Source organism: Candidatus Solirubrobacter pratensis (assembly GCF_000425945.1).
Lineage (GTDB): Bacteria > Actinomycetota > Thermoleophilia > Solirubrobacterales > Solirubrobacteraceae > Solirubrobacter > Solirubrobacter pratensis.
Genome location: NZ_AUEK01000014.1, coordinates 154,831 through 181,342 on the forward strand (window position 1 = coordinate 154,831; position 26,512 = coordinate 181,342).

The 26,512-nt window shown below is 72.8% G+C and carries 28 protein-coding genes and 1 pseudogene; 20 read left to right on the forward strand and 9 right to left on the reverse strand.

The window, feature by feature from the left end:
• Complete coding sequence (locus H958_RS0121500) at nucleotides 1-1,254, reverse strand: MFS transporter (RefSeq protein WP_051324632.1); 1,254 nt, start codon at nucleotides 1,252-1,254, stop codon at nucleotides 1-3.
• A gap of 76 nt (nucleotides 1,255-1,330) precedes the next feature.
• On the reverse strand, nucleotides 1,331-1,723 hold the full coding sequence (locus H958_RS0121505) for an RNA-binding S4 domain-containing protein (protein ID WP_028060156.1): 393 nt from the start codon (nucleotides 1,721-1,723) through the stop codon (nucleotides 1,331-1,333).
• A gap of 19 nt (nucleotides 1,724-1,742) precedes the next feature.
• On the opposite strand from H958_RS0121505, the gene H958_RS0121510 reads away from it, so the two are divergent.
• Complete coding sequence (locus tag H958_RS0121510) at nucleotides 1,743-2,330, forward strand: alpha/beta hydrolase family protein (RefSeq protein WP_028060157.1); 588 nt, start codon at nucleotides 1,743-1,745, stop codon at nucleotides 2,328-2,330.
• Between the two features lie 56 nt (nucleotides 2,331-2,386).
• Here the strand turns inward: H958_RS0121510 and H958_RS0121515 are convergent, their stop codons facing one another.
• Genes H958_RS0121515 through H958_RS39380 form a run of 3 tightly spaced genes read right to left on the reverse strand, consistent with a single transcriptional unit; the run spans nucleotide 2,387 to nucleotide 5,182 of the window.
• Nucleotides 2,387-3,769, reverse strand: coding sequence for a PH domain-containing protein (locus H958_RS0121515; protein WP_028060158.1), 1,383 nt, complete (start codon nucleotides 3,767-3,769; stop codon nucleotides 2,387-2,389).
• Nucleotides 3,762-4,271: a PH domain-containing protein gene (locus tag H958_RS46545; RefSeq protein WP_051324633.1), complete on the reverse strand. Its 510-nt coding sequence runs from the start codon at nucleotides 4,269-4,271 to the stop codon at nucleotides 3,762-3,764. The genes H958_RS0121515 and H958_RS46545 overlap by 8 nt, the downstream gene beginning before the upstream one ends.
• Complete coding sequence (locus tag H958_RS39380) at nucleotides 4,268-5,182, reverse strand: ArsA family ATPase (RefSeq protein ID WP_051324634.1); 915 nt, start codon at nucleotides 5,180-5,182, stop codon at nucleotides 4,268-4,270. Before H958_RS39380 ends, H958_RS46545 begins: the two co-directional genes overlap by 4 nt.
• 30 nt (nucleotides 5,183-5,212) lie before the next feature.
• Between H958_RS39380 and H958_RS39385 the strand changes: the two genes are divergently transcribed.
• From H958_RS39385 to H958_RS0121610, 17 genes are all read left to right on the forward strand, one after another.
• Nucleotides 5,213-6,058, forward strand: a complete 846-nt coding sequence (locus tag H958_RS39385) for a phytoene/squalene synthase family protein (RefSeq protein WP_051324635.1) — start codon at nucleotides 5,213-5,215, stop codon at nucleotides 6,056-6,058.
• Nucleotides 6,055-7,218, forward strand: a complete 1,164-nt coding sequence (locus tag H958_RS39390; protein WP_051324636.1) for an NAD(P)/FAD-dependent oxidoreductase — start codon at nucleotides 6,055-6,057, stop codon at nucleotides 7,216-7,218. Before H958_RS39385 ends, H958_RS39390 begins: the two co-directional genes overlap by 4 nt.
• A gap of 119 nt (nucleotides 7,219-7,337) precedes the next feature.
• Nucleotides 7,338-8,021 (forward strand): bifunctional phosphoribosyl-AMP cyclohydrolase/phosphoribosyl-ATP diphosphatase HisIE, encoded by a 684-nt coding sequence (gene hisIE, locus H958_RS39395; protein WP_081686135.1) that lies wholly within the window; start codon nucleotides 7,338-7,340, stop codon nucleotides 8,019-8,021.
• Nucleotides 8,005-9,462, forward strand: coding sequence for an anthranilate synthase component I (gene trpE, locus H958_RS0121545; protein ID WP_028060160.1), 1,458 nt, complete (start codon nucleotides 8,005-8,007; stop codon nucleotides 9,460-9,462). Before hisIE ends, trpE begins: the two co-directional genes overlap by 17 nt.
• Nucleotides 9,459-10,040: an anthranilate synthase component II gene (locus H958_RS0121550; RefSeq protein ID WP_028060161.1), complete on the forward strand. Its 582-nt coding sequence runs from the start codon at nucleotides 9,459-9,461 to the stop codon at nucleotides 10,038-10,040. The genes trpE and H958_RS0121550 overlap by 4 nt, the downstream gene beginning before the upstream one ends.
• Before the next feature lie 33 nt (nucleotides 10,041-10,073).
• Entirely contained in the window at nucleotides 10,074-11,108 is a 1,035-nt protein-coding gene (gene trpD / locus H958_RS0121555) for an anthranilate phosphoribosyltransferase (RefSeq protein WP_156028127.1), read from the forward strand.
• Nucleotides 11,105-11,902, forward strand: a complete 798-nt coding sequence (gene trpC, locus H958_RS0121560; protein ID WP_028060163.1) for an indole-3-glycerol phosphate synthase TrpC — start codon at nucleotides 11,105-11,107, stop codon at nucleotides 11,900-11,902. The genes trpD and trpC overlap by 4 nt, the downstream gene beginning before the upstream one ends.
• Nucleotides 11,902-12,531 (forward strand): phosphoribosylanthranilate isomerase, encoded by a 630-nt coding sequence (locus H958_RS0121565; RefSeq protein WP_051324638.1) that lies wholly within the window; start codon nucleotides 11,902-11,904, stop codon nucleotides 12,529-12,531. Before trpC ends, H958_RS0121565 begins: the two co-directional genes overlap by 1 nt.
• Entirely contained in the window at nucleotides 12,528-13,721 is a 1,194-nt protein-coding gene (gene trpB, locus H958_RS0121570; RefSeq protein WP_028060165.1) for a tryptophan synthase subunit beta, read from the forward strand. Before H958_RS0121565 ends, trpB begins: the two co-directional genes overlap by 4 nt.
• Entirely contained in the window at nucleotides 13,718-14,536 is an 819-nt protein-coding gene (trpA, locus tag H958_RS0121575) for a tryptophan synthase subunit alpha (protein ID WP_028060166.1), read from the forward strand. Before trpB ends, trpA begins: the two co-directional genes overlap by 4 nt.
• Nucleotides 14,537-14,548: 12 nt before the next feature.
• Complete coding sequence (locus H958_RS46550; RefSeq protein ID WP_156028128.1) at nucleotides 14,549-14,722, forward strand: hypothetical protein; 174 nt, start codon at nucleotides 14,549-14,551, stop codon at nucleotides 14,720-14,722.
• Between the two features lie 148 nt (nucleotides 14,723-14,870).
• The gene (locus H958_RS0121585; protein ID WP_196807482.1) at nucleotides 14,871-16,145 is read left to right on the forward strand and encodes a branched-chain amino acid ABC transporter substrate-binding protein; all 1,275 of its coding nucleotides are present in this window, start codon (nucleotides 14,871-14,873) and stop codon (nucleotides 16,143-16,145) included.
• Between the two features lie 85 nt (nucleotides 16,146-16,230).
• Nucleotides 16,231-17,289, forward strand: a complete 1,059-nt coding sequence (locus tag H958_RS0121590; protein ID WP_081686136.1) for a branched-chain amino acid ABC transporter permease — start codon at nucleotides 16,231-16,233, stop codon at nucleotides 17,287-17,289.
• Nucleotides 17,286-18,479: a branched-chain amino acid ABC transporter permease gene (locus tag H958_RS39400; RefSeq protein WP_051324640.1), complete on the forward strand. Its 1,194-nt coding sequence runs from the start codon at nucleotides 17,286-17,288 to the stop codon at nucleotides 18,477-18,479. The genes H958_RS0121590 and H958_RS39400 overlap by 4 nt, the downstream gene beginning before the upstream one ends.
• On the forward strand, nucleotides 18,476-19,300 hold the full coding sequence (locus tag H958_RS0121600; protein WP_051324641.1) for an ABC transporter ATP-binding protein: 825 nt from the start codon (nucleotides 18,476-18,478) through the stop codon (nucleotides 19,298-19,300). Before H958_RS39400 ends, H958_RS0121600 begins: the two co-directional genes overlap by 4 nt.
• Before the next feature lie 4 nt (nucleotides 19,301-19,304).
• Nucleotides 19,305-20,015: an ABC transporter ATP-binding protein gene (locus H958_RS0121605; protein WP_028060170.1), complete on the forward strand. Its 711-nt coding sequence runs from the start codon at nucleotides 19,305-19,307 to the stop codon at nucleotides 20,013-20,015.
• Nucleotides 20,012-20,266, forward strand: coding sequence for a hypothetical protein (locus tag H958_RS0121610; protein ID WP_028060171.1), 255 nt, complete (start codon nucleotides 20,012-20,014; stop codon nucleotides 20,264-20,266). Before H958_RS0121605 ends, H958_RS0121610 begins: the two co-directional genes overlap by 4 nt.
• 31 nt (nucleotides 20,267-20,297) lie before the next feature.
• Here H958_RS0121610 and H958_RS39405 read toward each other — a convergent pair whose 3' ends face one another.
• The 3 genes from H958_RS39405 to H958_RS39410 all read right to left on the reverse strand — a co-directional run bounded on the left by H958_RS39405 (nucleotide 20,298) and on the right by H958_RS39410 (nucleotide 23,081).
• Nucleotides 20,298-20,507: a hypothetical protein gene (locus tag H958_RS39405; protein WP_156028129.1), complete on the reverse strand. Its 210-nt coding sequence runs from the start codon at nucleotides 20,505-20,507 to the stop codon at nucleotides 20,298-20,300.
• 165 nt (nucleotides 20,508-20,672) lie between these two features.
• Entirely contained in the window at nucleotides 20,673-21,539 is an 867-nt protein-coding gene (locus H958_RS0121620; RefSeq protein ID WP_028060173.1) for a TIGR01777 family oxidoreductase, read from the reverse strand.
• 42 nt (nucleotides 21,540-21,581) lie between these two features.
• On the reverse strand, nucleotides 21,582-23,081 hold the full coding sequence (locus tag H958_RS39410; protein WP_081686137.1) for an NAD-dependent malic enzyme: 1,500 nt from the start codon (nucleotides 23,079-23,081) through the stop codon (nucleotides 21,582-21,584).
• Between H958_RS39410 and H958_RS39415 the strand changes: the two genes are divergently transcribed.
• Together H958_RS39415 and H958_RS0121635 are read left to right on the forward strand one after the other, a co-directional pair.
• Nucleotides 23,050-24,612 carry a DHA2 family efflux MFS transporter permease subunit gene (locus H958_RS39415; protein WP_231379334.1) on the forward strand — a complete coding sequence of 521 codons (1,563 nt, stop codon included), beginning with the start codon at nucleotides 23,050-23,052 and terminating at the stop codon, nucleotides 24,610-24,612. The two genes, H958_RS39410 and H958_RS39415, sit on opposite strands and share 32 nt — an antisense overlap.
• Before the next feature lie 205 nt (nucleotides 24,613-24,817).
• A complete protein-coding gene (locus H958_RS0121635) occupies nucleotides 24,818-25,504 on the forward strand; it encodes a hypothetical protein (protein ID WP_156028130.1) in 687 nt (228 codons plus the stop codon).
• A 46-nt stretch (nucleotides 25,505-25,550) separates the two neighbouring features.
• Here H958_RS0121635 and H958_RS47750 read toward each other — a convergent pair.
• Nucleotides 25,551-26,512: pseudogene (locus tag H958_RS47750) on the reverse strand (hypothetical protein); the annotation flags it as partial.

Sequence of the window (26,512 nt, forward strand, 5' to 3'; positions counted from 1 at the left end):
TCAGGGCTGCACGGCGGGCTCGGGCACCGGCGAAGCGGCTCGATCGTCGTCCGTGACGCGGCGGATGTCCGGCACCGCGAACATCGCCAGGATCACCGTCGTCCACACCGCGAATGCGATCCACAGCGCCGTGTCGATCCCGATCCAGCCCGCGATGGGTCCCCACAGCGCGAGGCCGAGCGGCTGGAACACCAGGGAGCCGAACCAGTCGTAGGCGCTGACGCGCGACAGCGACTCGGGCGGGATGTGCCGTTGCAGCGTCGACTCCCAGATGCTGTTGCCGTACATCAGCGAGACGCCGGCGAGGAACGTCGAGCACGCCAGCAGCGGGACCGACGCGTGCGACGCGAGCAGGGCGAGCGGCAGCGCGAACACCATCGCGGTCGGGACGACGACCATGAGTGGCCGGCGAGGACGCGCGCGGATCGCCGCCATGCCGCCCACGACGCCGCCCGCGCCCATGGCGGCCAGCACGGAGCCCCAGGCCGCGGCGCCGCCGAGGTGGCGCTCGGCGATCACGGGCCCGAGCGCCGACCACGCGCCCCAGGCGGCGTTGGTGATCGAGAACGCGAGCACGGAGCTCCACACCCACGTGCGCTCCGTGAATGCGCTCCAGCCGCCGCGAAGGTCGGCCAGGAACCGGTTCTTCGGCATGCTCTCGCCCGGCGGCACGTGGATCCCGGAGAGGAACGCGGCGCTGATGGCGAACGTGGCGGCGTCGATCGCGAGCGCCCAGCCGGGGCTTGCGGCGACGACCAGCAGGCCGGCGATGGCAGGCCCGAGGATCTCGCCGACCGCCTGGGTGGTCGAGCGCAGGCCGTTGGCCTGCTGGAGCTGCTCCGGCTTGACGACGAGCGGCAGCAGACCGGTCGACGCGGGGTTGAAGAAGCCGGTGGCGGCACCGGTGATGGCGGTCAGCACGGCGATCATCCAGATGTGTGCCTCGCCGGTGACCAGGAGCAGCGCGAGGACGCCCTGGCTGAACAGGCGCGCGAGGTCGGCGGCGACCATCACCGAGCGCCGCGACACGCGGTCGGCGACGACGCCGCCCGCGAGCAGGCACGCGACCAGCGCGAGCGTGCGGGCGGCGAACACGAGCCCGACCTCCGATGCCGAGCCGCCGAGGTGCAGCACCGCGAAGGCGAGCGCCACGCTGACCATCCCGTCGCCCAGCAGGGACGCCGCGTAGCCGCTGAACAGCAGCCGGTAGTCGCGCTCCCGTAGGACCGCGAGGCTATCTGGCAGACCCCGCACCCGGCGGTTCAGATTAGTGAAGCGAGAGGTCCGGACGGGCGCCCGCCCGCGAGCCGTCGGGGTCGACCTTGCGCCGTCAGCCCTCGCGCCGCCGCACGCCTTTGACCTGCTCCAGCCGCCGCCGGTCGCGCTTGGTCGGGCGCCCGCCCTCGCCGCCCTCCTGCCGCGCGAGCCGGCGCTCCTCGGCGTGCCGGATCCGGGCCTCCGCGCTCTCCGGCGTCTCCTCGTAGAGCCGTTGCGCCTCGCTCGCCGGCCCGCGGCGCGGGGCGGTGCCGCGGATCACGACGCTGACGCGGACGGGGCCGGTGCGGAGCTCGAGCCGGTCACCGGGCTTGACGTCCTTGCTCGGCTTCGCCGCCACGCCGTTGACCTGCACCCGGCCGGCCTTGACCGCCTCGGCGGCCAGGGCGCGCGTCTTGGAGAGCCGTGACGCCCAGAGCCACTTGTCGATCCGCATCGGCTCGTCCATACGGTCATGCTGTCACGCCGTGACGCCACTCGATCTCGACACGCCCCACGGCCCCGCCCGCGCGCATCTGCATCCCGCGGAGGCGCCGCACGGCGCGCTCGTGCTCGGCCACGGCGCCGGCGGCGGGGTCGGCGCGCCGGACCTCGCCGCGGCGACCGCGGTCGCCGTCGCGGAGGGGTTCACCGTCGCGCTGATCGAGCAGCCGTACCGCGTCGCGGGGCGAAAGAGCCCGGCGCCGGCGGCGCAGCTCGACGCCGCCTGGACGGCGGTGATCGAGCAGATCCCGCTCCCCGACGGCCCGCTGATCACCGGCGGGCGCTCCTCCGGGGCCCGCGTCGCGTGCCGCACGGCGCAGGCGACCGGCGCGGCGGGCGTGCTCTGCCTCGCGTTCCCGCTCCACCCGCCCGGCCGGCCGGACAAGACGCGCCTGCCGGAGCTCGAGCTCGTCACCGTCCCCGTCTTGATCGTGCAGGGGGAGAGCGACCCGTTCGGGATGCCACCCGCCGCCCCGGACCGCGCGGTCGCCGCGATCAAGGGCAACCACTCGCTGCGCTCGGACAAGCGCGCCCTGGAGGGTGCCGTCCGCGACTGGCTCGCAGCGCGCTGAGACGCGCGAGGGCCTCGCGCGCGTGCTGCGGCGAGGCCGCGCGCGGGCCGCGGCGATCACCGTGAGGCGCCGAGCGCCTCCCACGCGTCCGCCGCCGCGGCCTCCTCGACATGGCGGATGCGCGCCGCGGTCTGCTTGCCGAAGTCCACCCGCAGGTCCGCGAGCCGGGCGCGGCGCTGGAGCAGCGACTGGGCCAGCTCGTGCGACTCGCGGTTGTGCGCCGGCGCGAGCACGGTCACCCGGGCGAGCCGGAGCGAGCGGATCGCGAGGCGTCCCTCGCGCAGCCGCCAGCCCGCCGCACGCCAGCGCGCCTGCCCGTACGCCGCTCCGGCCGCGACCGCCAGCAGCGGCCATCCGCTCTCCACGACGACCGCCGCGATCGCGCCCGCCGCCAGCGTGGCGAGCGACGGGACGAGCAGGTAGCGCCGCCACGCGCGCGCCGGCGGGCGCTCGAGCGGCTCGACGTCGTCGGCCAGCTCGGGCAGCATCGCGTCCAGCGCCGCGCGCACTGCGCGCGCCCGCACGAGCGGGAACAGCGTCCGCGCGGCCGACGCCTCGTCCGCGTAGCCGGCCACCTCGACGTGCAGCGCCGCCAGTCCGAACGGGCGCCGGAACACGCCCTCGACGACACGCACCGCGCGCACGCGGCCGACCGGGATCGTCGCCTCGCGCCGCGCCAGCAGGCCGCGCCGGATCCGCAGCCGGTCGCCGTCGCGCATCGCGGTGAAGCCTGCGAACGCGACGATCGAGCCGAGCACCGAGAGCGCCCAGCCGGCGCCGAGCACGACCGCCGCGACGGCCGCCCAATCCCCCGCGCTGTCGGGCAGCGCTCGCACCGCCCGGCGACCGCCCTCGTCCTCGAGCACCTGCTGGAAGACCTGGAACGCCGCCGCCAGCACCGGCAGCACGATGCCGAGCTGCCCGGCAGTGAGCGCCGCCACGAGCAGCCCGCCCATGCCGAGCCGCAGGCGCGCGCCCGGGTCGGCCGGCGCCGGCGGCGCGACGCCGACGCGCTCCCGCAGCGCGCGCACGTCCGCCGCTCCCAGCGCCAGGAGGACGATCTCGCCGCCCTTCCCGCCGCCGCCGGTCTGCACGTGCACCGCCTGGACGCCGAACAGCCGCTGGAGCGGGCCCTGCTGGACGTCGAGCGCCTCCACCCGGGCCAGCGGGACGTCGGTGTCCCGGACCCTGACCAGCCCGGTCCGGTGATGGATCGCGCGCTCGTCCACGCGATAGGTCGTCGTCGACCACCTGACGTATCCGGCCACGATCGCGATCACGACGCCCACGGCGCCGTAGACGACCGACCGCGTGACGTCCTCGCCGCGGCTCCCCAGCAACGTCAGCCCGAGGATCACGAGCAGCGGGAACGCCGCGTTGCCGAGCGCCTGCATGCCGTAGATCGCGATCCCGGCGCGGTGCAGGCGGCGGTCAGGCATCGGTGCGGGCGAGCGCCGCGATGCGGTCGCGCAGCTCCGCGGCGTCGGCCGGGTCCAGGTAGGGGATCGTGTGGCTCCCGGCGGCGGTGTGGATGACGACCGTCGCGAGGCCGAGCAGCTGCTCGAGCACGCCGCGGCGCGTGTCGACGTGCTGCACGCGCATCAGCGGGACCAGCGTGCGGCGGATGGTGAACGTGCCGTGCTGGATGTCGATCGCGTCCGGGCGCAGGTCCCAGCGCCAGCGGCTGTAGCGCAGCAGGGGCACGATCGCGACGGCGGCGACGAGCAGCACCGCCGCGGCGACGAGGAGCAGCGCGCGCGGGACGCCGAGCGCGCCGCCGATCAGGTTGCCGGCGACGGCGACGACGAGCCAGATGCCCGCCTGCTGCAGGCGCCATGCCCAGCGCGCGCCGCGCGCGAGGCGCCGCCGCGGCAGCTCCCCGGCGCGCAGCGGCGCGACGCCGGCCTCCTCCGGCCGTTCAGGCGTCCCGGTCAGCGTCACAGCTCCAGCTCGCTCGCGAGCCGCTCGTAGCCGGGCAGGCCGACGTCGGCCTCGAACAGGAACGGCAGCGTCGACACGGCCGCGTCCGTCTTGCCGCGCAGGCGCCGGATCTGCGCCCGCTGCGCCTTGGCGCGCGCGTGGCCGGTGAGCGCGGCACGGACGACCCCGTTCGCGTTCGACGCCTCGCGCAGCCGGCGGACGTCGGCGGCGGAGAAGCGCTCCGGCCAGACGCCGTTGACGACGATCGCGTCGAGCCCCAGCCCGACGGCGTCCTCGAGCCGCGCCTCGAGCTCGATCGTCTCGTTGACCGGCATCTCCTCCGGCAGCGCGACCGCGACGTAGCCGGTGCGCGCGGGGTCGGACAGCATGTCCGCGACCTTGGTCGCCTGGCGGCGGATCGGCCCGACGCGCGCGATCTCGCCGAACGTGCGCGGCGCCGTCAGCATCGCGGTTCCGTGGCCGGACGCGGGCGCGTCGACGATCACGAGGTCATACGTGCGGTTGTGGCGGTCCCAGCGCTCGAGCTGCGCGAGCTCCCAGACCTTGGCGATCGTGATCAGCTCCTTCGCGCCCGGCGCGGCGGCGACGAAGTGATGGAAGGCGTGCGAATGGCCGACCAGGCGCCCGGCCGGACCGCCGCCGAGCTGCTTGGAGAGCCACTCGTGCAGCGCCGCCTCCGGGTCGATCGTGATCGCCCACAGATCGCGCGCGAGCTCGATCTCCTCGTCGCCCTTGACGCCGTGGCGGGCGAACGCGCGCGAGACGCGGTCCTGCTCGGCGACCTCGCAGACGATCGTGCGGCGCCCCTGCGCGGCGGCCGCCAGACCGAGCGTCGCGGCCACGGTCGTCCTGCCGACACCGCCCTTGCCGGTGACATAGAGCAGCGCCTTGTCGCGCAACAGGGCTTCCATCCGCTCGCTCACCCTATGACAATGCCCGCGATGGACCCGGCGCTGCACATCGGGTACGAGACCGGCCGGCGGATGCTGCGCCGGCACGACCCGACCTACTACATCGCGACGCGGCGCCTGCCGCGCGAGCTGCGTCCGGCCACACACGCGCTCTACGGCTTCGTCCGCACCGCGGACCAGATCGTCGACGGGCCCCGCCGCCCGCCGACCCCGGCCGCCCGCCGCGCCGCGCTGGACGCCTGGGAGGCCGAGCTGCTGGCCGGCGCGCGGTCGAGCCAGCCGGTGGTGCGGGCGCTCGCCGACGCGGCATCTCGGCACCGCCTGCCGCTCGGCGAGCTGGCGACCTACATGCGCTCGATGCGGATCGACTGCGCGCCGGTGCGGATCTCGAGCTGGGAGGAGCTGGTGGCCTACATGGAGGGATCCGCGGGGTCGGTCGGGCGCATCATGGCGTCGCTGCTCGGCGTCCCCGCGCGTCACCAGGCGGACTTCGGCAGGCTCGGCCTCGCGTTCCAGCTCGCGAACTTCATCCGCGACGTGCGCGAGGACCACCGGCTGGACCGGGTCTACCTGCCGGCGTCCGACCGCGCCTGCTTCGGCGTCGCCGAGGCGGACCTCGGGGAGCGGCGTGCGGGACCCCCGCTGCGGGCGCTGATCGCGCACGAGGTGGCGCGCACCCGTGAGCTGTTCGCCGGCGCCGCGCCGGCGGTCGCCGCCGCGCCGCGCTCGGTGCGCCCGGGCGTCCGCTTCGCCATCAGCCTGTACGGGCAGATGCTGGACCGCGTCGAGGCGGCGGACTTCGACGTCCTCGGGCGCGCCGGAGGCGTGCGCGTCTGGCACGTCCCCGGCGCCGCGCTGGAGGCGCTGCGCCGGTGAGGCGGCGGACGCTGCGCGGCGCCGAGCGCACGCCGCTCGACGAGCACCCCGACGTGCTGATCTGCGGCGCGAGCTTCGCGGGCCTGGCGGTCGCGCGCGAGCTCGCGGGCTCGGGCGCCGACGTGCTCGTCGTCGACCGCTACGAGATCGGCGAGCGCGCGACGTCGGCGTGCGCCGCGCCGACGCCGTGGCTGCACGCGATGGGCGTCGAGCGCGCGATCCGGCAGGAGATCCCGTACATGGCGTTCCACACGCCGCACGGCTCGGCGCGCTTCCGGCTTCCGTGGAGCTGGTCGAGCTTCGACTACCGCGAGCTGTGCCGGGCGCTGTGGGAGCAGACGGACGCGCGGTTCGAGATCGCGACCGTAACGTCGCCGGGAGCGGCGCCGGAGGCGCGGGACCCGGCGGGGCGGTTGCGCCCGGCGGGCCGCGCCGCAGGCGTTGCGGACGGCGAAACCCCTGTCTCCACAGATCGCGGCGCGTTGCGCGCGCCGCTGGTCGTCGACGCCCTCGGCTGGCGGCGCGTCCTCGCGCCCGGACCGAACGTGCAGCCGCCGGACGCGGCGATCTCGCGCGGCCTCGAGGTGCATCCGCACGGCGGCGGGACTGACCTCGACATCTGGATCGACCGCTCGCTCGTGCGCAGCGGCTACGCGTGGTCGGTGCCCGCGGACGGCGAGCAGCGCGTCGGCGTCGGCTCCTATGAGCCGCGCGACCACGTCAAGGAGCCCACGCGGGAGCTCGCCCGGCGGCTGGACGTCGACGCCGTCCGCTACCAGGGCAACTGGTTCCCGCACCGCCTGCGCGCGGCGACCGAGGACGGCGTGTTCTTCGCCGGCGACAGCGCGGGGCACTGCTTCCCGCTCTCCGGCGAGGGGATCCGCACGGCGTTCTACTTCGGGATCGCGTGCGGCCGCGAGCTCCGCGCCGTCGTCCGCGGCGAGGCGAGCCGCGACGACGCGCTCGCGCGCTACGACGCGTTCTCGGCCGCGCACGCCCCCGCCTTCGCGCGCGCGCTCGCGGTGCAGCGCGCGATCCCGCGGATCCCGCCGCGCGCGCTGACCGCGCTGCTCGGCCTGATGGGACGCGAGCGGCTCTGCCGCCGGGCGTTCTCGTGGTATCTCGAGCAGGCGCACCCGCGGTTCGCGTCCGCCGGTTGACGAGCGCGCCGCGGCGTCACGCAACCTCGTGGCCGGGCTCAGCACGTCGAACCGCTCGCCGGCCGCGCCGGCTCGGGCGATCCGTTCCGGTTGCGGGGCTCCTAAACTCCCGCCTCCGAATGGAGGCGACCCCGATCGAACCCGACCCGCCGGCCGGCGGGAGTCCTCGCCCCGAGGGCGATGACTCCCAGCGACCCGAGCCCGCAGGGCTAGCGGTCGCCTTCGACGAGCGTGGCCTCGTGCCATGCGTGATCCAGGATTGGCGCTCGGGCGAGGTGCTGACGCTCGCGTACATGAACCAGGAGGCGCTGCGCCTCACCCGCGAGACCGGGGAGCTTCATCTCTGGAGCCGCTCCCGCGACGAGCTGTGGCGCAAGGGCGCGACCTCCGGCAACACTCAGGCTGTGAAGGCGCTGCGCTACGACTGCGACGCCGACGCCGTGCTCGCGCTGGTCGAGCCGTCCGGCCCCGCGTGCCACACGGGCGAGCGCACGTGCTTCTTCACGGGCGAGCTGGCCGCCGCGCCGCATGAGGCGCTGCCGGGCCTCGAGCGCACCCTGGCCCAGCGCGCCGCCGAGATGCCCGAGGGCTCTTACGCGACCGAGCTGCTGCGCAACCCACCGCGGATCGGCGAGAAGGTCCGGGAGGAGGCCGAGGAGGTCGCGCGCGCCGCCCGCGAGGAGTCCGACGAGCGCGTGGCCGAGGAGGCCGCCGACGTGCTCTACCACCTCACCGTGCTGCTGCGCTCGCGCGGCCTGACGCTCGCCGACGCCGAGGAGGTGCTCCTTGGCCGCCGTCGCTGAGCATCTGAGCGTCACGCCGAGCCTCGAGGAGGCCAAGCGGCTCGCCGGCGAGCACAACCTGATCCCCGTCCGCCACAGCTTCATCGAGGACTGCGAGACGCCGGTCTCCGCGTTCCTCAAGCTGCGCGGCGACGGCCCCGCGTTCCTGCTCGAGTCCGCCGAGCAGGGCCAGCGCGTCGGCCGCTGGTCGTTCATCGGCTGGCGCCCGCGCCGCGTGCTGCGGTGGAGCCTGGCCGACGGCGGCGACCCCTACACGCTCGCGGGCGACGCCGTCTCCGAGAACCGCCAGGCGGAGATCGACGGCCTGCCGCCGTTCGCGGGCGGCGCGGTCGGCTTCTTCGGCTTCGACTGCGTGCGCGCCGTCGAACGCCTCCCGGAGCCCAACCCGGACGTCCTCGGCCTGCCCGACATGGCGCTGATGCTGTCCGACGTGGTCGTCGCGTTCGACCACCTCAAGCACACGGTCACGATCCTCGCCAACGCCTATCTCGACGACCACACGGACATCGAGGCGGCTCACGCCCGCGCGGTCGAGGCGATCCGCGACACCCGCGCCCGCCTGGCCGGCCCGCTGCCGGCGCCGGTCGTGCACGAGCCGCGCGAGGCGCCGCGGTTCGAGTCCAACATGCCGCGCGAGCAGTTCGAGTCGATGGTCTCGCGCATCGTCGAGTACATCCACGCCGGCGACGCCTACCAGGTGGTCCCGAGCCAGCGCTGGAGCGCCCCGGCGCCGGTCGAGCCGTTCTCGATCTACCGCGGCCTGCGCGCGGTCAACCCGTCGCCGTACATGTACTTCCTCGACTTCGAGGACTTCCAGATCGTCGGCGCCTCGCCCGAGCCGCTGCTGACGGTCTCCGGCAGCCACGTCTCGACGCGCCCGATCGCCGGCACGCGGCCGCGGGGAGACGACGACGCCGCGATCGCCGCCGACCTGCTCGCCGACGAGAAGGAGCGCGCCGAGCACGTGATGCTCGTCGACCTCGGGCGCAACGACCTCGGCCGCGTGTGCGAGCACGGCAGCGTGCACGTCGAGCGGCTGATGGAGGTCGAGACCTACTCGCACGTGGTCCACATCGTGTCCCAGGTCGCCGGGACCCTGCGCGAGGACGTCGGCGCGATCGACGCGCTGCGCAGCGTCCTTCCCGCCGGCACGCTCTCGGGCGCGCCGAAGATCCGCGCGCTGGAGATCATCGACGAGCTGGAGCCGGTCAAGCGCGGCGCGTACGGCGGCGCGGTCGGCTGGCTCTCCTACGGCGGCGAGCTGGACACGTGCATCTGCATCCGCACCGTCGTGGTCAAGGACGGGGTCGCGCACATCCAGGCGGGCGGCGGCACCGTCGCCGATGCCCAGCCTGAATATGAGTTCGAGGAATCGCGCGCGAAGGCGCGCGGCGTGGTGATGGCGATCGAGCTCGCGACCGACCAGGCGGGGTGGCCATGACACGCGTCCTGATGGTCGACAACTACGACTCGTTCACCTACAACCTCGTGCAGTACCTGGGCGAGCTGGGGGCCGAGCTCGACGTCGTGCGCAACGACGCGGCGACCGTCGACGAGCTGCTCGAGCGCGGCTATGACCGCGTCGTCGTCTCGCCCGGCCCGTGCACGCCGAACGAGGCCGGCATCAGCGTCGAGGTGATGCGCCGCTTCCCGGAGGCCGGCGTCAGGTCGCTCGGCGTCTGCCTCGGGCACCAGTCGATGGCGCAGGCGTTCGGCGGCAAGGTCGTGCGGCATCTGCCGGTGCACGGCAAGACGACCGAGATCGAGCACGACGGCGCGGGCATCTTCGCCGGCTTGCCGAGCCCGATGCCCGTCGCGCGCTATCACTCCCTCGTCGTGGATCCCGACCTTCCCGAAGGCCTCGAGCCCACCGCGCACGGCGGCGGCGTCGTGATGGCGATGCGCCACCGCGAGCTGCCGGCCGTCGGCGTCCAGTTCCATCCCGAGTCCGTGCTCACGCCCGATGGCAAGCGGCTCCTGGACAATTTCCTCCGCGGGGCATCCGGCCCCGCGTTCTGATGGCGAGCTTCGGCATCCGGCCTCAGGTGACCGTTGCCTAACGCGGTCATCACCCGTGCGCTCGACGCCCTCGCGTCGCGGCGCGACCTGGACGCCGACCAGACCGCCGCCGTGCTGGCGGAGATCATGGCCGGCAACGCCTCCGAGGTGGAGACCGCCGGCGTGCTCGTCGCGCTGCGCACGAAGGGGGAGACGGTCGACGAGCTCGTCGGCCTCGCCACGACCATGCGCGCGTTCGCCACGCCGGTCCAGACCGGCCGCGACGACCTGATCGACACGGCGGGCACCGGCGGCGGGCGGCCGACCTTCAACGTCTCCACGACGGCCGCGCTGATCGCGGCCGGAGCGGGCTGCGCGGTCGCCAAGCACGGCAACCGCTCCGCCACCGGCCTGTCCGGCTCGGCGGACGTGCTGGAGGCGCTCGGCGTCCGCATCGATCTCCAGCCGACCGCGGTCGCGCGCTGCATCTCCGAGGTCGGCTTCGGGTTCATGTTCGCTCCCGCGCACCACGGCGCGACGCGCTTCGTCATCCCGGTGCGCAAGGAGCTCGCCGTTCGGACGATCTTCAACTTCCTCGGGCCGCTCACCAATCCGGCGGGCGCGACGCGGCAGCTGATCGGCGTTTCCGATCCCGCCTTCCTGGAGACCATCGCCGGGGCGCTGGCGCGCCTGGGGGCACGCAAGGCGCTGGTAGTGTCCAGCGCCGACGGTCTGGACGAGATGAGTACGGCGGGGACAACGCGCGTCGTCGAAGTCGATGACGGAGAGCTGCGCGCCTATGACATCGCCCCCGAGGACGTGGGGCTCTCGCGCGCCGAGCCCGGCTCGATCGGCGGCGGCACCCCGGACGTCAACGCCGAGACCGCGCGGCGCATCTTCGCCGGTGAGCGCGGCCCTGCCCGCGATCTGGCGGCGCTCAACGCGGGTGCGGCGATCTACGTTTCCGGCCGGGTGGACAGCCTGGAGAAGGGCGTGCGCGCCGCCGAGGCGGCGCTCGACGACGGCCGCGCGGCGGCCGCCTTGGAGGCATTGAGCACCTTGACGAACGAGCTGGCGGCGGCCGTATGAGCGTTCTCGAGCGCATCGTGGAGGACACGCGAGGGGAGGTGAAGCGGCGGCGGAAACAGATTCCGCTCTCCGAGCTGGAGGCGCTGCTGGAGCGCCGCGCCGGCGCGGAGGGCTCGCGGCCGTTCTCGGAGGCGCTCACGCGCCCCGGCGTCTCTGTGATCGCCGAGCACAAGCGGCGGTCGCCTTCGGCCGGCACGATCCGCGAGGGCGCGACCGTCGCGGAGGTCGTGCGGGCCTACGAGCGCGGCGGTGCCGCGGCACTCTCGATCCTCACCGAGCCGTTCCACTTCGCCGGCTCGCTCGAGGACCTGCGCGAGGCGCGCGGCGCATCGTCGCTGCCGGTCCTGCGCAAGGACTTCATCGTCGACCCGTACCAGCTCTATGAGGCGGCGGCGGCGGGCGCCGACGCGATCCTGCTGATCGTCGCCGCGCTCGAGCTGCCGCAGCTCGACTCGCTCTTGCGCGAGGCGAGCGCGCTCGACCTCGACGCGCTCGTCGAGGTCCACGACGAGCGCGAGCTCGAGCAGGCGCTGGAGGTCGAGGCCGACGTGCTCGGACTCAACAACCGCGACCTGGCCGACTTCAGCGTCGACATCGAGCGCACGTACGAGCTGCTGTCCGACGTCCCGGCGGGCAAGACCGTGGTGTCGGAGTCGGGCTTCTCGTCGCGCGAGCAGCTGGACGAGCTCGAGCGCGTGGGCGTCGACGCGGTGCTGATCGGCGAGACGCTGATGCGCGCCCCCGACATCGAAGCCGCGACGCGCGAGCTGAGCGGCGGCGACACGGAGGCCTGATGCGCGTCAAGATCTGCGGCATCACGCGGCCCGAGGATGCGGAGGCGGCGGTGAGCCTGGGCGCGTGGGCGATCGGATTCCTGCTGTGGCCCGAGTCCAAGCGCTACGCCGACCCGGCGATCGCGGCCGGCATCTCGCGGGCGCTGCAGCGCAAGGTGGAGCGCGTCGGCGTGTTCGTCAACCAGCCGCTGGACGAGATCGAGCGGCTGGTCGACCAGCTCGGGCTCAGCTATGTCCAGCTGCACGGCGACGAGGGGCCTTCGTTCTGCGCGGCGGTCGGGCAGCGCACCGGCGCCAGGGTGATCAAGGCGCTGCGGATCTCGCACTCCGCCGACCTGCGCGACCTCGACCGCTACCACACCGATCTGCACCTGCTCGACACCGCCGTCAAGGGGCTGCGCGGCGGAAGCGGCGAGACGTGGGACTGGAGCCTGGTGGCGCAGCGGCGGTCCCGAATCCCGTTCGTCCTCAGTGGCGGGCTGACGCCCGCGAACGTCGCCGAAGGGATCTCGGCCACGCACCCGTGGGCCGTCGACGTGGCCTCCGGCGTCGAGTCGTCGCCGGGCGTGAAGGATCTCGCGAAGCTGCGCACATTCTTCGAGGCGGCCCAGGCCTCGGTCGCCGCATGAGCGCGATCGAGCACCGCTTCGGGCCCTACGGCGGCCAGTACGTCCCCGAGACGCTGATGCCGGCGCTCGAGCAGCTCGAGGCGGCCTGGGTGAGCGCCCGCGAGGACGCCGGCTTCAAGGCCGAGCTGCATGCGCTCCTGAACGACTACGTGGGCCGCCCCTCACCGCTCTACCGGGCGCGGCGGCTGTCCGAGCAGGTCGGCCACGACGTCTACCTCAAGCGCGAGGACCTCAACCACACCGGCGCGCACAAGATCAACAACGCGCTCGGCCAGTGCCTGCTGGCGCTGCGGATGGGCAAGACGCGGATCATCGCCGAGACCGGCGCGGGGCAGCACGGGGTCGCCACCGCCACGGCGTGCGCGCTGCTCGGCCTGCAGTGCGTGATCTACATGGGCACCGAGGACATGCGCCGGCAGAAGCCCAACGTGGACCGCATGGGGCTGCTGGGGGCGACCGTCTCGCCGGTCGACGCGGGGACGCGCACGCTCAAGGAGGCGACGTCGGCGGCGATCCGCGACTGGACCGCCTCGGTCGCCACGACGCACTACGTGATCGGCACCTGCGCCGGCCCGGCGCCGTTCCCCGCGCTCGTGCGCGAGCTGCAGCGCGTGATCGGCGACGAGGCGCGCGCGCAGATGCTCGACAAGGCCGGCGCGCTGCCTTCGCGGGTGATCGCGTGCGTGGGCGGCGGCTCGAACGCGATCGGGATCTTCACGGCATTCCTCGAGGACGACGTCGCGCTGATCGGCATCGAGGGCGCCGGCGACGGGATCGAGACGGGGCGCCACGGCGCGCCGCTCACGCTGGGCGGCCGCGGGGGCGTGCTCCACGGCGCGTTCTCGGCGGTGATGCAGGACGAGGACGGCCAGATCCTCGAGGCGCACTCCATCTCGGCCGGGCTCGACTACCCGGGCGTCGGCCCCGAGCACGCGTGGCTGCGCGACTCCGGGCGCGCCCGCTACGTCGGGATCACCGACGAGGAGGCGCTGGCCGCGTTCGCCCGCATCACGAGGCTCGAGGGCATCATCCCGGCGCTGGAGTCCTCGCACGCGGTCGCCTGGGCGCTCGGCGCCGGCGCGCAGGAGGCCGGTCCGGACACGGTCGACCTCGTGTGCCTGTCCGGCCGCGGCGACAAGGACCTCGCCGAGGCGCTCGCGAAGCTCGAGGCGCGCGGGAGCGGCGCGTGACCGCCGCGCCCGCCGACACCGGCGCGGCCCGGATCGCCGCCGCCTTCAAGGCCGCGCCGGGCTGCGCGGCCCTGATGCCGTACCTGATGGGCGGCTTCCCGGACGTCGAGGCGTCCGTCGAGGTCGGGCTCGCCTACGCCGACGCCGGCGCGGACCTGATCGAGCTCGGCGTACCGTTCAGCGACCCGCTCGCCGATGGCCCCGTGATCCACGCGGCGGCCACGCGCGCGCTGGCCGCGGGCGCGACCGTCAACGCAGTCCTGGACGCCGGCGCGCGGATCGCCGAGCGCGTCCCGGTGGTGCTCATGTGCTACGCCAACCCGATGCTGGCGCGCGGGCCTGAGCGCTTCGCGGGCGAGCTCGCCGTGCGCGGCATCAGCGGCCTGATCGTCCCGGACCTCCCGCTCGAGGAGTCCGGCGAGGTGCTCGCGGCCTGCGACCGGGCCGGCATCGCGCTCGTGCCGCTCGTCGCGCCGACCTCCAGCGACGGGCGATTGGGCGCGATCGGCGCAACCGCCCGTGGATTTGTCTACACGGTGAGCGTGACCGGAACCACTGGGGAGCGGGCTGCCGTCGGCTCGGACCTGGCGGGGCTGCTGGAGCGCGTCAAGTCCCACAGCAGCGTTCCCGTCGCGGCCGGCTTCGGCATCTCCTCGGGCGAGCAGGCGGCCGCCGCGGCCGCCGCCGGCGCCGACGGCGTGATCGTCGGCTCGCGCCTCGTCCGCGCCGTCACCGAGGCCGCCGACGGGGGCGAGAACCCCGCTGCGGCGGCCTCGGAGGCCGTGGCCGAGCTTGCCGCCGCCCTCGTCCGCTAGATTCTCGCGACGATGCTGCTGTTCCTCGCAACGATCCTCGGGCTCGTGATCTGGATCGTCCTCTTCTTCATCGGCGCCAAGGCGCTCGAGTCGTTCCTGATCACGCTCCTGGTCGTGCTCCTGGCGGCGACGTGGCAGGTCCTCTCGCCGTACTTACCGGGCAGCCGCCGCTCCCGCGGCGAGTAGATCCCGGTCTCCACGCGGGCGCATTCTCCCTACCCCTCGGTGCGGGTCGAGCCGTACTTCCGCTGACGGGACGTCTAGGCTATTGCACGCCTGAACCGGGCGCGCGTAGAATCGCCGCCCGAACACGAGCCTCATGAGGAGGGGTTCCTTGCAATCAAAGTGGATGGCGGCGAGCAGCTGCCTGGCGGCCGCGCTTGCCCTTGGGGTGGCAGCGTGCGGCGGCGATGACAACGGAGGCGGCAGCAGCGGAGGCGGTGGCGGCGGCTCGTCCGCGTCGAAGACCGTCACCGTCTACTCCTCGCTCCCGCTGCAGGGCGCTTCGCGCGTCCAGACGCAGGCGGTCAACAACGGCGCCAAGCTTGCGCTCGAGCAGGCCAACGGCAAGGCCGGCAACATCACGGTCAAGTTCGTGCCGTTGGACGACTCGACGGCGCAGGCCGGTTCATGGACGCCTGAGGCGGAGTCCGGCAACGCCCGCAAGGCGGCGCAGGACAAGTCGACCGCGTTCTACCTCGGCACGTTCAACTCCGGTGCCGCGGCGATCGCGATCCCGATCCTGAACGAGGCCGGCGTTCCGATGATCTCCCCGGCGAACACCGCCGTGGGCCTGACGACGAACCAGCCGGGCTCCAACCCCGGCGAGCCGGACAAGTACTACCCGACGGGCACGCGCAACTACACGCGCATCGTCCCCAAGGACACGATCCAGGGCGCGGCGCTCGCCACGCTCATGAAGCAGGACGGCTGCACCAAGGTGCAGATGACCAACGACAAGGAGGTCTACGGCGCCGGCCTCGGCAAGAACGTCGAGCTCGCCGCCAAGACCGCCGGACTGTCGATCATCTCCAACGAGGCGATCGACAAGAACGCCGCCAACTACCGCTCGCTGGCCCAGAAGGCCAAGGCGGCAGGTGCGGACTGCTTCATCTACACCGGCATCACCGCCAACAACGCGGTGCAGCTCTACAAGGACTTCGCGGCGGCCCTGCCGAATGCGAAGCTCTACGGCCCGGACGGCGTCGCCGAGTCCGGCTTCGCCACTCCGAAGGACGGCGGCATCCCGACGTCCCTCGATCCGCGCGTCAAGGTGACGGTCGCGACCCTGTCCCCGGACGAGTACCCGCCGGACGGCCAGGCGTTCTTCAAGGACTACAGCACCAAGTACGGCGAGAACAACCCGGATCCGTACGCGATCTACGGCTATGAGGCCATGAAGCTCGGCCTCGACGCCATCGCGCGCTCCAAGACGGGCGACAAGGCCGACATCCTGAAGGCGCTCTTCGCGACCAAGGACCGTCAGTCGGTGCTCGGCACGTACTCGATCGACGAGAACGGCGACACGACGCTGACCGATTACGGCGTCTACGGCATCAAGGACGGCGAGCTGACGTTCGACCAGACGATCAAGGCGAAGACGCAGTAGACATTCGCAGTAGCAACGGACGGCCGAGGGTGGGAGGATCTCATCCTCGGCCGCCGTTCTTCTACGTGAGACAGACAGACACGCAATGGAAGCCGCCAGCATCCCCGCACGCAAGCCCGTCGCCTCGCAGCGACTGCGCGGGCTGATCTCCAGCTACGGCCTGCTCGCCGTCCTGCTCGCCCTGCCGGTCTATTACGCCATCAAGGACCTGAGCGACGACGGCAATCTGGTCCGCCTGGGCGAGAACATCACCGCCGGCATCTCCAACGGCGCCATCTGGGCGCTCGTGGCGATCGGCTACACGCTCGTCTACGGCATCGTCGAGCTGATCAACTTCGCCCACGGCGAGGTGTTCATGCTCGGATCGTTCATCTCGGCCTCGTTCTTCGTGACGATCGGCCTGCACGAGGGGTCGAGTGCGGTCGTCCTCTTCTTCGGGTTGCTGCTGACGCTCATCGTGGCGATGGTGGGCTCGGGCTCGGTCAACGCATTGATCGAACGCGTGGCATACCGACCATTGAGAACGGCGCCGAAGCTGGCGCCGCTGATCACCGCGGTCGGATTCTCGTTCATCCTGCAGAACGTCGGCCTGCTCTGGAAGGGCGGCTCGCAGCAGGGCATCCCGGACCTCATCAACGCGCAGCACAACCTCGTCACGATCTTCGGGGTCACGATCGAGAACAGCGACGCCCTGTCGGTGGCGGTGACGATTCCGCTGTTGATGGTGATGACGAGCTTCATCGCCCGCTCGCGCCTCGGCAAGGCCATGCGCGCCACCGCGCAGGATCCCGAGGCCGCGCGCCTGATGGGCATCAACGTCGACACGACGATCTCTTTGACCTTCCTGCTCGGCGGCATGCTGGCCGGCGCGGCCGGTCTGATCTACGCCCTGTACCAAACGACGATCTGGTACTTCCAGGGCTTCACCGGCGGCCTGATCGCGTTCACCGCGGCCGTCATGGGCGGCATCGGCAACCTCCGCGGGGCCGTGCTGGGCGGCGTCATCATCGGCTGCATCCAGCAGATCTCCGACAACCGGATCGGCTCGGCGTGGACGCCCGCGGTCGTGTTCGCCTATCTGATCCTGATCATGGTCTTCAAGCCGTCGGGCCTGCTCGGCGAGCAGACGAGGGACGCAGGATGAGCGCCACCGCCTCCGCACCCGAGACGACCAAGAAGGGCAGCCGGCTGCCCAAGCTCAACCTCCCGCCGTGGACCGAGAAGGCGCTCGTACCGGTCGTCCTGATCGTCCTCGCGATCCTGCCGTTCGGCTGGCCGAACGGGTCGCCGTTCCTGCAGGACTGCACGACGGCGCTCGCCTACGTCGTGATGGCGCTGGGCCTCAACATCGTGGTCGGCTTCGCCGGCCTGCTGGACCTCGGGTACGTCGCGTTCTTCGCGATCGGCGCCTACACGGTCGGCTACTTCGGCTCGGGCTTCTTCTCGAACGTCAACGACCAGAAGGGCATCCACTTGCTGGTCAGCGGCGTCGCCGACAAGCTGCCCGGCCTGCACTTCAACTTCCTGATCATCCTCATCCTCGCCGCCATCGCGGCGGCGGTGGCGGGCATATTGATCGGGTTGCCGACGCTGCGACTGCGCGGCGACTACATCGCGATCGTGACGCTCGCGTTCGGCGAGATCATCGGGCGCATCGCCGTCAACGGCGACGACATCGTGATCCGCGGCCAGCCGTTGACGGCCGGCCGCCAGGGCATCTCGCCGGTCGACAAGATCGACCTGCCGGGCCTCCCGCCATTCGGCCTGCTGGACCTCAGACCCTGGTACTGGTTCGCGTTGGCGCTCGTGATCGTCGTGCTGTTCGTCAACTTCCGGCTGCGCGATTCGCGCCTCGGCCGCGCGTGGGTCGCTCTGCGTGAGGACGAGATCGCCGCCGTCGCGATGGGCGTGCCGTCGGTCAAGACCAAGCTGCTGGCCTACGCCACCGGCGCGGCCTTCGGCGGCATGGCCGGGGCGTTCCTGGGCTCGTTCCTGAACACCGTGAACGCCGACCAGTTCCAGTTCTACTTCTCGATCCTGGTGCTGGGCATGATCATCCTCGGCGGCCTCGGCTCCATCTGGGGCGTGGTCCTGGGCGCGATCGTGCTGTCGTTCATCAACAACTGGTTCATCCCGGACGTGCTCAACGACGTCCCGGGCAAGCTGGGGATCGACTTCGACGCGACGCAGATCACGTTCGCGATCTACGGCTTCCTGCTGGTGCTGATGATGATCCTCCGTCCGCAGGGCCTGTTGCCCGACCGGCGGCACAAGATGGAGCTGGCCGAGCACGCCGAGACCAGCGACGAGACCCTCTACACGGCACGGGCATGAGCGCAACCCAGGCACCCACGCCGCCTCCGTCGCTGGCGAACTCCGCCATCCTCGACGCGGTCGACATCACCAAGCAGTTCGGCGGCCTGACGGCGGTCAGCGACGTCTCGTTCAGCCTCCCGGAGCGCTCGATCGTCTCGATCATCGGGCCCAACGGGGCGGGGAAGACGACGTTCTTCAACATGCTGACCGGCTTCTACCGCCCGACGATCGGCACGATCACCTTCGGCGGCCGGGACATCACCGGGGCGCGGCCCGACCAGGTCATGAAGGCCGGGATGGCGCGGACGTTCCAGAACATCCGCCTCTTCTCGACGATGACGGCGATGGAGAACGTCATGATCGGCGAGCACTCGCGCATGAGCGCGGGCCTGTTCGGGTCGATCGTGCGGACGCCGAAGACGCGCCGCGAGGAGAAGGCGGTCCGCGAGAAGGCGCACGAGGAGCTCGCGTACGTCGGCATCGATCCTCGCTGGCACGACCATCTCGCCGTCAACCTGTCCTACGGCGACCAGCGCCGGGTGGAGATCGCCCGCGCGCTGGCTTCGGATCCGAAGGTCCTGCTGCTGGACGAGCCGACGGCGGGCATGAACCCGCAGGAGTCGGCGGCGCTGACGGACTTCATGCGTAAGCTCCGCGACGAGCGCGGCATGACGATCCTGCTGATCGAGCACGACATGAAGGTCGTCATGGGCGTCTCCGAGCGCCTGACGGTGCTCGATCACGGCGAGAAGATCGCCGAGGGGCTGCCGGCCGAGGTGCGGGCGAACCCGCGCGTCGTCGAGGCGTACCTCGGCAAGGCCGCATCGGTGGAGGGCTAGCGCGATGGCGTTCCTGGAAGTCGACAACATCGCCACCTACTACGGCAACATCCAGGCGCTCAAGGGCGTCTCGCTGGCGGTCGAGGAGGGCGAGTGCGTGACGCTGATCGGCTCCAACGGGGCCGGCAAGTCGACCACGCTGCGCTCGATCTCGGCGCTCACGCCGCCGCGCACCGGCACGATCAAGCTGGCGGGCGAGGAGATCCAGAACCTCCCGCCGCAAGAGATCGTCGGGCTCGGCATCTGCCAGTCTCCCGAGGGTCGCAAGTGCTTCCAGCGCATGACCGTGCGCGAGAACCTGGAGCTCGGGGCCTACCTGCGGCGCGACCACACGCAGATCCAGACGGATCTCAAGCGCGTGTTCGAGCTGTTCCCGCGCCTGGACGAGCGCCAGTCGCAGAAGGCGGGCACGATGTCGGGCGGTGAGCAGCAGATGCTGGCGATCGGGCGCGCGATGATGGGCTCTCCGAAGGTGCTGCTGCTCGACGAGCCGTCGATGGGCATCTCGCCCGTGCTCACCGAGCGCATCTACGAGACGATCGCGGAGATCAACAAGGAGGGCATGACGATCCTCCTCGTCGAGCAGAACGCGAACTTCGCCCTCGACGTGTCCAAGCGCGGCTACGTGCTGGAGACCGGCAAGGTCGTCATGTCCGACGAGTCGACCTCGCTGCGGACCAACCCCGAAGTGATGAAGGCCTACCTGGGAACATGATCCTCTTCGGACTCATCGGCGCGACCGCGCTGTGGCTGCTGTACCTGTGGCTGATCTCGGCGATCGTCGCCTCATACCTGTCCGAGCGCAAGGGCTACGGGGAGAAGCCGGGGCTGGCGTCCGGGCTCATCCTCACCTTCGTGGGCGCCCTCGTCTGGCTCGTCGTGCCGGCGCGCGAGAACTCGAAGTGGAAGACCCTCGGGCCGTTCGGCCGCGGTAAGAACGCGGCCAAGCGCCGCTCGGCCTCCTGATCGATCCGCTGCTGCCGGGCCGCCCGCTCAGCTAGCGGGCGGCCTGCGGCTGCACCTTGCCGACGTCGCAGCCCTGCGGCAGGTAGCCGCCGTCGCCGCGCGGGCGGTCGCAGCCGAAGCCGCTGGCCATCGCGGGCGCTGCGGCGAACTGCTGCAGGAACGGGACACGGTCGGCGCTCGAGAGCTGGCTCGGCGTCATCGCCGCGAACACGACCATGCCGGCCGCGACGCTTGCCGCCAAGCGGCGGCGCAGCGCGTTCCGGTGCTCGCGTACGGCAGCCGCTCGCGCCGTCGCTCGCGTCAATGCTTCCCCGAGGGCCTCGAGGTCGGGTGGCATCTCCGCCATGACACCCCATGATGGCTTCTTCGCCGCAGGGATGTCACGGCCCGCGAACGGAGAGGTGCGTTACGAGACCGCGTCTCCGAGGGCCTCGTCCAGGTCAGGGTGCGCGAACCGGTAGCCGCGTGCCTGGGCGGCCTGCGGAACCGCCCGCTGGCCCGTCGTCACGATCGTCGCCATCTCGCCGTAGAGCGCGCGGATCGCGAACGCGGGCACCGGCGCGACCGCGGGGCGGTGCAGCGCTCGGCCGAGCGCCTTGGAGAACTCGGCGTTGGTGACCGGCTCGGGCGCGGTCGCGTTCACCGGCCCGCTCCAGGCGGGATCGTCGAGCGCGGCGACATAGATCCCGACGACGTCGTCGAGGTGGATCCACGGCATGTACTGCCTGCCGCCGGCCACGGGGCCGCCCGCGCCGACCTTGAAGGGTGGCAGCATCTTGGCCAGCGCGCCGCCGTCCGCGCTCAGGACGATGCCGGTGCGAACGATGACCACGCGCACCCCGTGCTCGGCGGCGGCGTTCGCCTCGCGCTCCCACGCGACGCATACGCGCGCCGGGAAGTCGTCGCCCGCGGGGGTCTCCTCGGTGACGACCTCGTCGCCGTGCGGGCCGTAGTAGCCGACCGCGGACGAGCACACGAGCGTTTTGACACCTGTACCGGCGAGCGCGGCGACGAGGTTGCGCGTCCCGAGCTCGCGCGACTCGACGATGCGCCGCTTGGCGTCGGCGCTCCAGCGCTGCGCGAGGTTCTCGCCGGCGAGGTGGACGACGGCGTCACGGCCTTCGAGCGCGGCCTTGGGCGCCGGCCCCCGCGCCGGGTCCCAGCGCGGCTCGCGCCCGCGCGAGAGCACCGTCACCTCGTCGCCGCGGTCCTGCAGCCGCGCGACGAGCCGCGAGCCGATCAGCCCGCTGCCGCCCGTGATCGTGATCCGCATGCGTTCTCCTACGGCTCTCGCGCGTCGCCGGATCCAGCGCGGCTACGACGAGCGCGCGCTCGCGGAGTCCGGTCTGACGGCGCGGAACTCCTCCGTGTCGGCCGGCGCATAGCCGATCTCGTCGCCGTGCGCGTCGGCGGCGCCCTGCGCCTTCGCCTGGTCGGCGACGGCGGCCGCCACCGCGTCGGCGACGTCGCGGTTGAAGACCGACGGGACGATGTACTCCTCGCGCAGTTCGTCATCGGCGACGATCGACGCGATTCCGCGCGCCGCGGCCATCTTCATCTCCTCCGTGATCTCGCGCGCGCGGACGTCCAGCGCGCCGCGGAAGATGCCGGGGAAGCAGAGGACGTTGTTGATCTGGTTCGGGTAGTCCGAGCGGCCGGTGGCGATCACGCGCGCGTAGGGCTCGGCCTCCTCCGGCGTCACCTCGGGCGTCGGGTTGGCCATCGCGAAAACCATCGCGTCGCGGTTCATGCGCGCCAGCGCCTCCGGCGGCATCACACGCGCGCCCGACAGGCCGATGAAGAGGTCCGCGCCGTCGATCACGTCGCCCGGACCGCCGGAGCGCCGCTCGGGGTTCGTCGACTCCGCGAACCAGCGCTTCATGGGCGGCATCGAGCCGTCGAGGTAGTCCTCGCGCCCGCTGTGCAGCGCGCCGCGCGAGTCGCAGCCGATCACGCGGCTGACGCCCGCCTGCAGCAGGATCTTGGTCACGGCGATGCCGGCGGCGCCGAGGCCGACGACCAGCACGTCGAGGTCCTCGAGGCGCTTGCCGGTGAGCTTGACCGCGTTCAGCAGCGCGGCGAGCACGACGACGGCGGTGCCGTGCTGGTCGTCGTGGAACACCGGGATGTCGAGCGAGCGCTTGAGCCGCTCCTCGATCTCGAAGCAGCGCGGCGCCGAGATGTCCTCGAGGTTGACGCCGCCGAAGCCGGGGGCGATCAGCTCGACGGTGCGGACGATCTCGTCGGTGTCCTGCGTGTCCAGGCAGACCGGGAACGCGTCGACGCCGGCGAACTCCTTGAACAGGACGGCCTTGCCCTCCATCACCGGCATCGCCGCCTCGGGGCCGATGTCCCCGAGGCCCAGCACGGCGCTGCCGTCGGACACGACGGCGACCGTGTTGCGCTTGATCGTGTATTGGAACGCCTTGTCGCGATCCTGCGCGATCGCGCTGCAGACGCGCGCGACGCCGGGCGTGTAGGCCATCGAGAGGTCGTCGCGCGTGCGCACCGCCAGCTTGTTGCGCTGCTCGATCTTGCCGCCGACGTGCATCAGGAACGTGCGGTCGGTGGTGTCGATCAGGCGCGCGCCGTCGATGCTCTCGACGGCCGCGGCGATGCGCTTGGCGTGTTCCTCGCCCGCGGTGTCGACGGTGATGTCGCGGACCGTGTGGAGGCCGTCGATCGCGCTCAGGTCGACCGATCCGATGCTGCCTCCTGCGTCGCCGATGGCGGTGGCGACGCGCCCGAGCATGCCGGGCCGGTGGTCGATCTCCACTCGAAGGATGATCGAGTACTGCGCCGAGACGGACGGCATGCGGGAACAGGATGCCACGTGCCACCATCTCGAGGTGCCTTCGCCCGGTCTTGACCGCGCGCTGTTGCGCCTCGCGGCCGTCGTCGTGCTGGGGACGATCATGTCGATCCTCGACACGACGATCGTCAACGTCGCGATCGAGACGCTCGGGCGCGAGCTCGACGCGCCGCTGTCGAGCATCCAGTGGGTCGCGACCGGCTACCTGCTCGCGCTGGCGACGGTCATCCCCTTGACCGGCTGGGCGATGGAGCGCTTCGGCGGCAAGCGCGCGTGGATGACGTCGGTCGCGCTGTTCCTGCTCGGCAGCACACTCTGCGGGCTCGCGTGGAGCACGACGTCGCTGATCGCGTTCCGGGTGCTGCAGGGGTTCGGCGGCGGCATGATCATGCCGATCGGCCAGGCGATCCTCGCGCAGGCGGCGGGACCGGAGCGGATGGGGCGCGTGATGAGCGTGATCGGCGTCCCGACGCTGCTCGGGCCGATCCTCGGGCCGGTGATCGGCGGCCTGATCATCGACAACGCGTCGTGGCGCTGGATCTTCTTCGTCAACGTGCCGGTCGGCGCGGTCGCGCTCGTGCTCGCCGCCCGGGTGCTGCCGGGGGTGGAGGCGGCGAGCGCGCGGGCGCGGCTGGACGTGCGCGGGCTGTTGATGCTCTCGCCCGGGCTGGCAGCGCTCGTCTACGCGCTGTCGGAGGTCGGGATCCAGGGCGGGCTCGGGGAGACGCGGGTGCTGGTCGCGCTCGTGGCCGGCGTGGTCCTGCTGGGCCTCGTCGCGCGCCACGGGCTCCGCGGCAACGGGACGCTGATCGACCTCGGGCTCTTCCGCGACCGCGCGTTCGCCGCCGCCTCGGGGACCGTGTTCATCTTCGGCGTATCGCTGTTCGGCGCGATGCTGATCCTGCCGCTCTACTACCAGGTCGTGCGCGGCCAATCGGCGCTGGAGGCGGGCCTGCTGCTCGCGCCGCAGGGGCTGGGCGCGGCGATCGCGATGCCGATCGCCGGGCGGCTGACCGACAAGCTCGGCGCGGGGCGCATCGTCCCGTTCGGCGTGATCGTGGCGCTGGTCGGCACCGGCGCCTACACACAGCTCGCTGCCGACACGCCGTTCGGGTTGCTGGCCTTCGCGCTGTGGGTGCGCGGCGTCGGCCTCGGCGTGACGATGATGCCCTCGATGGCGGCGGCCTACCAGACGCTCTCGCGCGCCGCCGTGCCGCGGGCGACGACCGCTATCAACATCATCCGCACGATCGGCGGCTCGTTCGGCACGGCGGTGCTGTCGGTCGTGCTCGAGCGCCGGATCGCCGCGAACCTGCCCGGCGTCGGCGGCTCCCTCGCATCCGTGCGCGGGTCGGCGGAGGGCGCGGCTCCGCCGCCGCGGGTCGCGGACGCGCTCGCGCACGCTTTCGGGCAGACGTTCTGGTGGGCGGTGGGGCTGACCGCGCTCGCGCTGATCCCGGCGTACTTCCTCCCGCGCCGCCCGCCCGAGGCGGCCCCCGCCGGCGCCGCCGAGGCCGCGGCCGCGGAGGCTTAGCGCCTGGCCGCGCCTGCGGCGGTGCCCGAGGTCGGACACGTCCGCCGGGAGCAGGCGCACCTCGAGGTTCGGTTCGTCATCGCCCGCCACGAAGCGCGGGTCGAGGTCGGTCCGGGCACGGAGCGGCGCGCCGGGTCGGGTCGGGTGCCGCTTGCGAATCGGGGCTGACGGAGGGACGCTCTTGGTAGCTCACCGGGAGGTGACCATGCGCAACCCAGTTCGCTCGGAGGCCGACGCGTTCCACATCGTGTCCGGAAGCGCCGCAGTCATCGGCGCAGCAGTCGTCCTCGGCGCGCTCACCACGCCGGTCGCGGGCGTGGCCCTCTTGCTCGGCGCCGTCGCCGGCGTCTGCATCTGGGAATTCGGGACGAACGATCCCGACCGCCTCAGACCGCTCCGCGAGGCCGCGGCCCAGGGACGCGTCGCGCGCCTGGGGACGCGGCCGCGGGTCCTGGTCGTCGCGAACCGCACTCTCCCGGGCGCACGGCTGCGGGAGGAGCTGCTGCGCCGTGCGCAGGACGGCGCCGAGCTCCGCTTCATCGTGCCCATCGTCGCCTCGCGCGTCCACTACATCGCCTCCGATGTCGATCGCGAGCTGCGCGAGGCGCACCGCCGGCTTGCAGAGGCACTGGCGTGGGCGAGGGCGGCGGGCCTGGACGCGAGCGGCAAGGTCGGCGACCCGACCGTCGCGTTCGCCGCGATCGAGGACGAGCTGCGGATGTCCGGCGCCGACGAGGTGATCGTCTCGACGCACCCGCCCGGGCGGTCGAACTGGCTCGAGACGGGGATCGTGGCGCGGCTGCGGGACGAGCTCGACATCCCGGTCACGCACATCGTGGGCGAGCTGGAGCCGGGCGCGGCGCCGGGGCGGGCGCGGACGGCGGCGCACTGAGCGCTGGAGGGCGGCGCGGGTCGCGCCGCCCTGATTCACGCCTCGCCTACGAGGACGAGGAGCGGCTCAGGTCCTCGGAGCCGCTGCCGTTGCCGGAGTCCTCCGAGGGGGCGTCGGCCTGCTGTGCCTGCTCCTGGTTCTTGAGCGCGTCCTGGAGCTGCTCGAGGCCGATGATGCGCACGCTTGAGCGGAAGCTGCCGTCGCGGCCATGCTGCTCGACGTCACCGCGGCCGCCACCGCCGCCGCGGTCGTAGCGCCCGCCGCGGCCTCCGCCGCGCCCGCCGTAGCCGCCCTGGCCGCCGCCGTAGCCGCCCTGGCCGCCGCCGCGCCGGCCGCGGCCGCCACGACCGCGCCGGTCGTCGTCGGGGCGGCGCGGGTTGACGATCGCCTTGACGTCGCGCACCGGGGTCGCCGCGAGGCGGACCCAGGCGGTGAAGGTCGGGTCGCCCGGCTTGACGCCCTGGGCCTGCTCGGCGCAGACCGAGGACCACTTCATCGTCTCGCCGTCGTCGCGGCGCTTGGGCTGCAGCGCCTCGAGGACCGCCTCGGGGCCGCCGACGCGCTCGATCGCCGCCGCGAGGCGCGCCTGCGCGCGGGCGGAGCGGGTGGGGGAGGTCGCGGGCGCCTGCGGGGCGGCGGGAGCCTGCTGCACCTCCTGGGCCTCGCCCTCGGCGACGGGGGTCGCGCCGTCCTCGCCGACCGGAGCCTCGCCGGGCTCGTCGACGACCTCGGGGCCGCCTTCGAGCGCCGCCTGCTCGGCCTTGCGCAGCTCGGTGAGCTTCGCGAAGAAGGTGCGCCGATGACGCTCGGCGGCCGTGAGGCGACGGCGACGGCGCGGCTGGTCGGGCCGGCCGGGCCGGTCCTGACGCGGCCGGCGCTCGCCCTGCTGCTGGCCGCCGCCTTGGGCGGGCGCGGGCGCGGCGTCTGCGGCCGGCGCGGCGGGTGTCTCCGTTGGCGCAGCGGCTGAAGCCTCCGCGGGCGCGGGCGTCTCAGCGGCCGCCGCAGGCG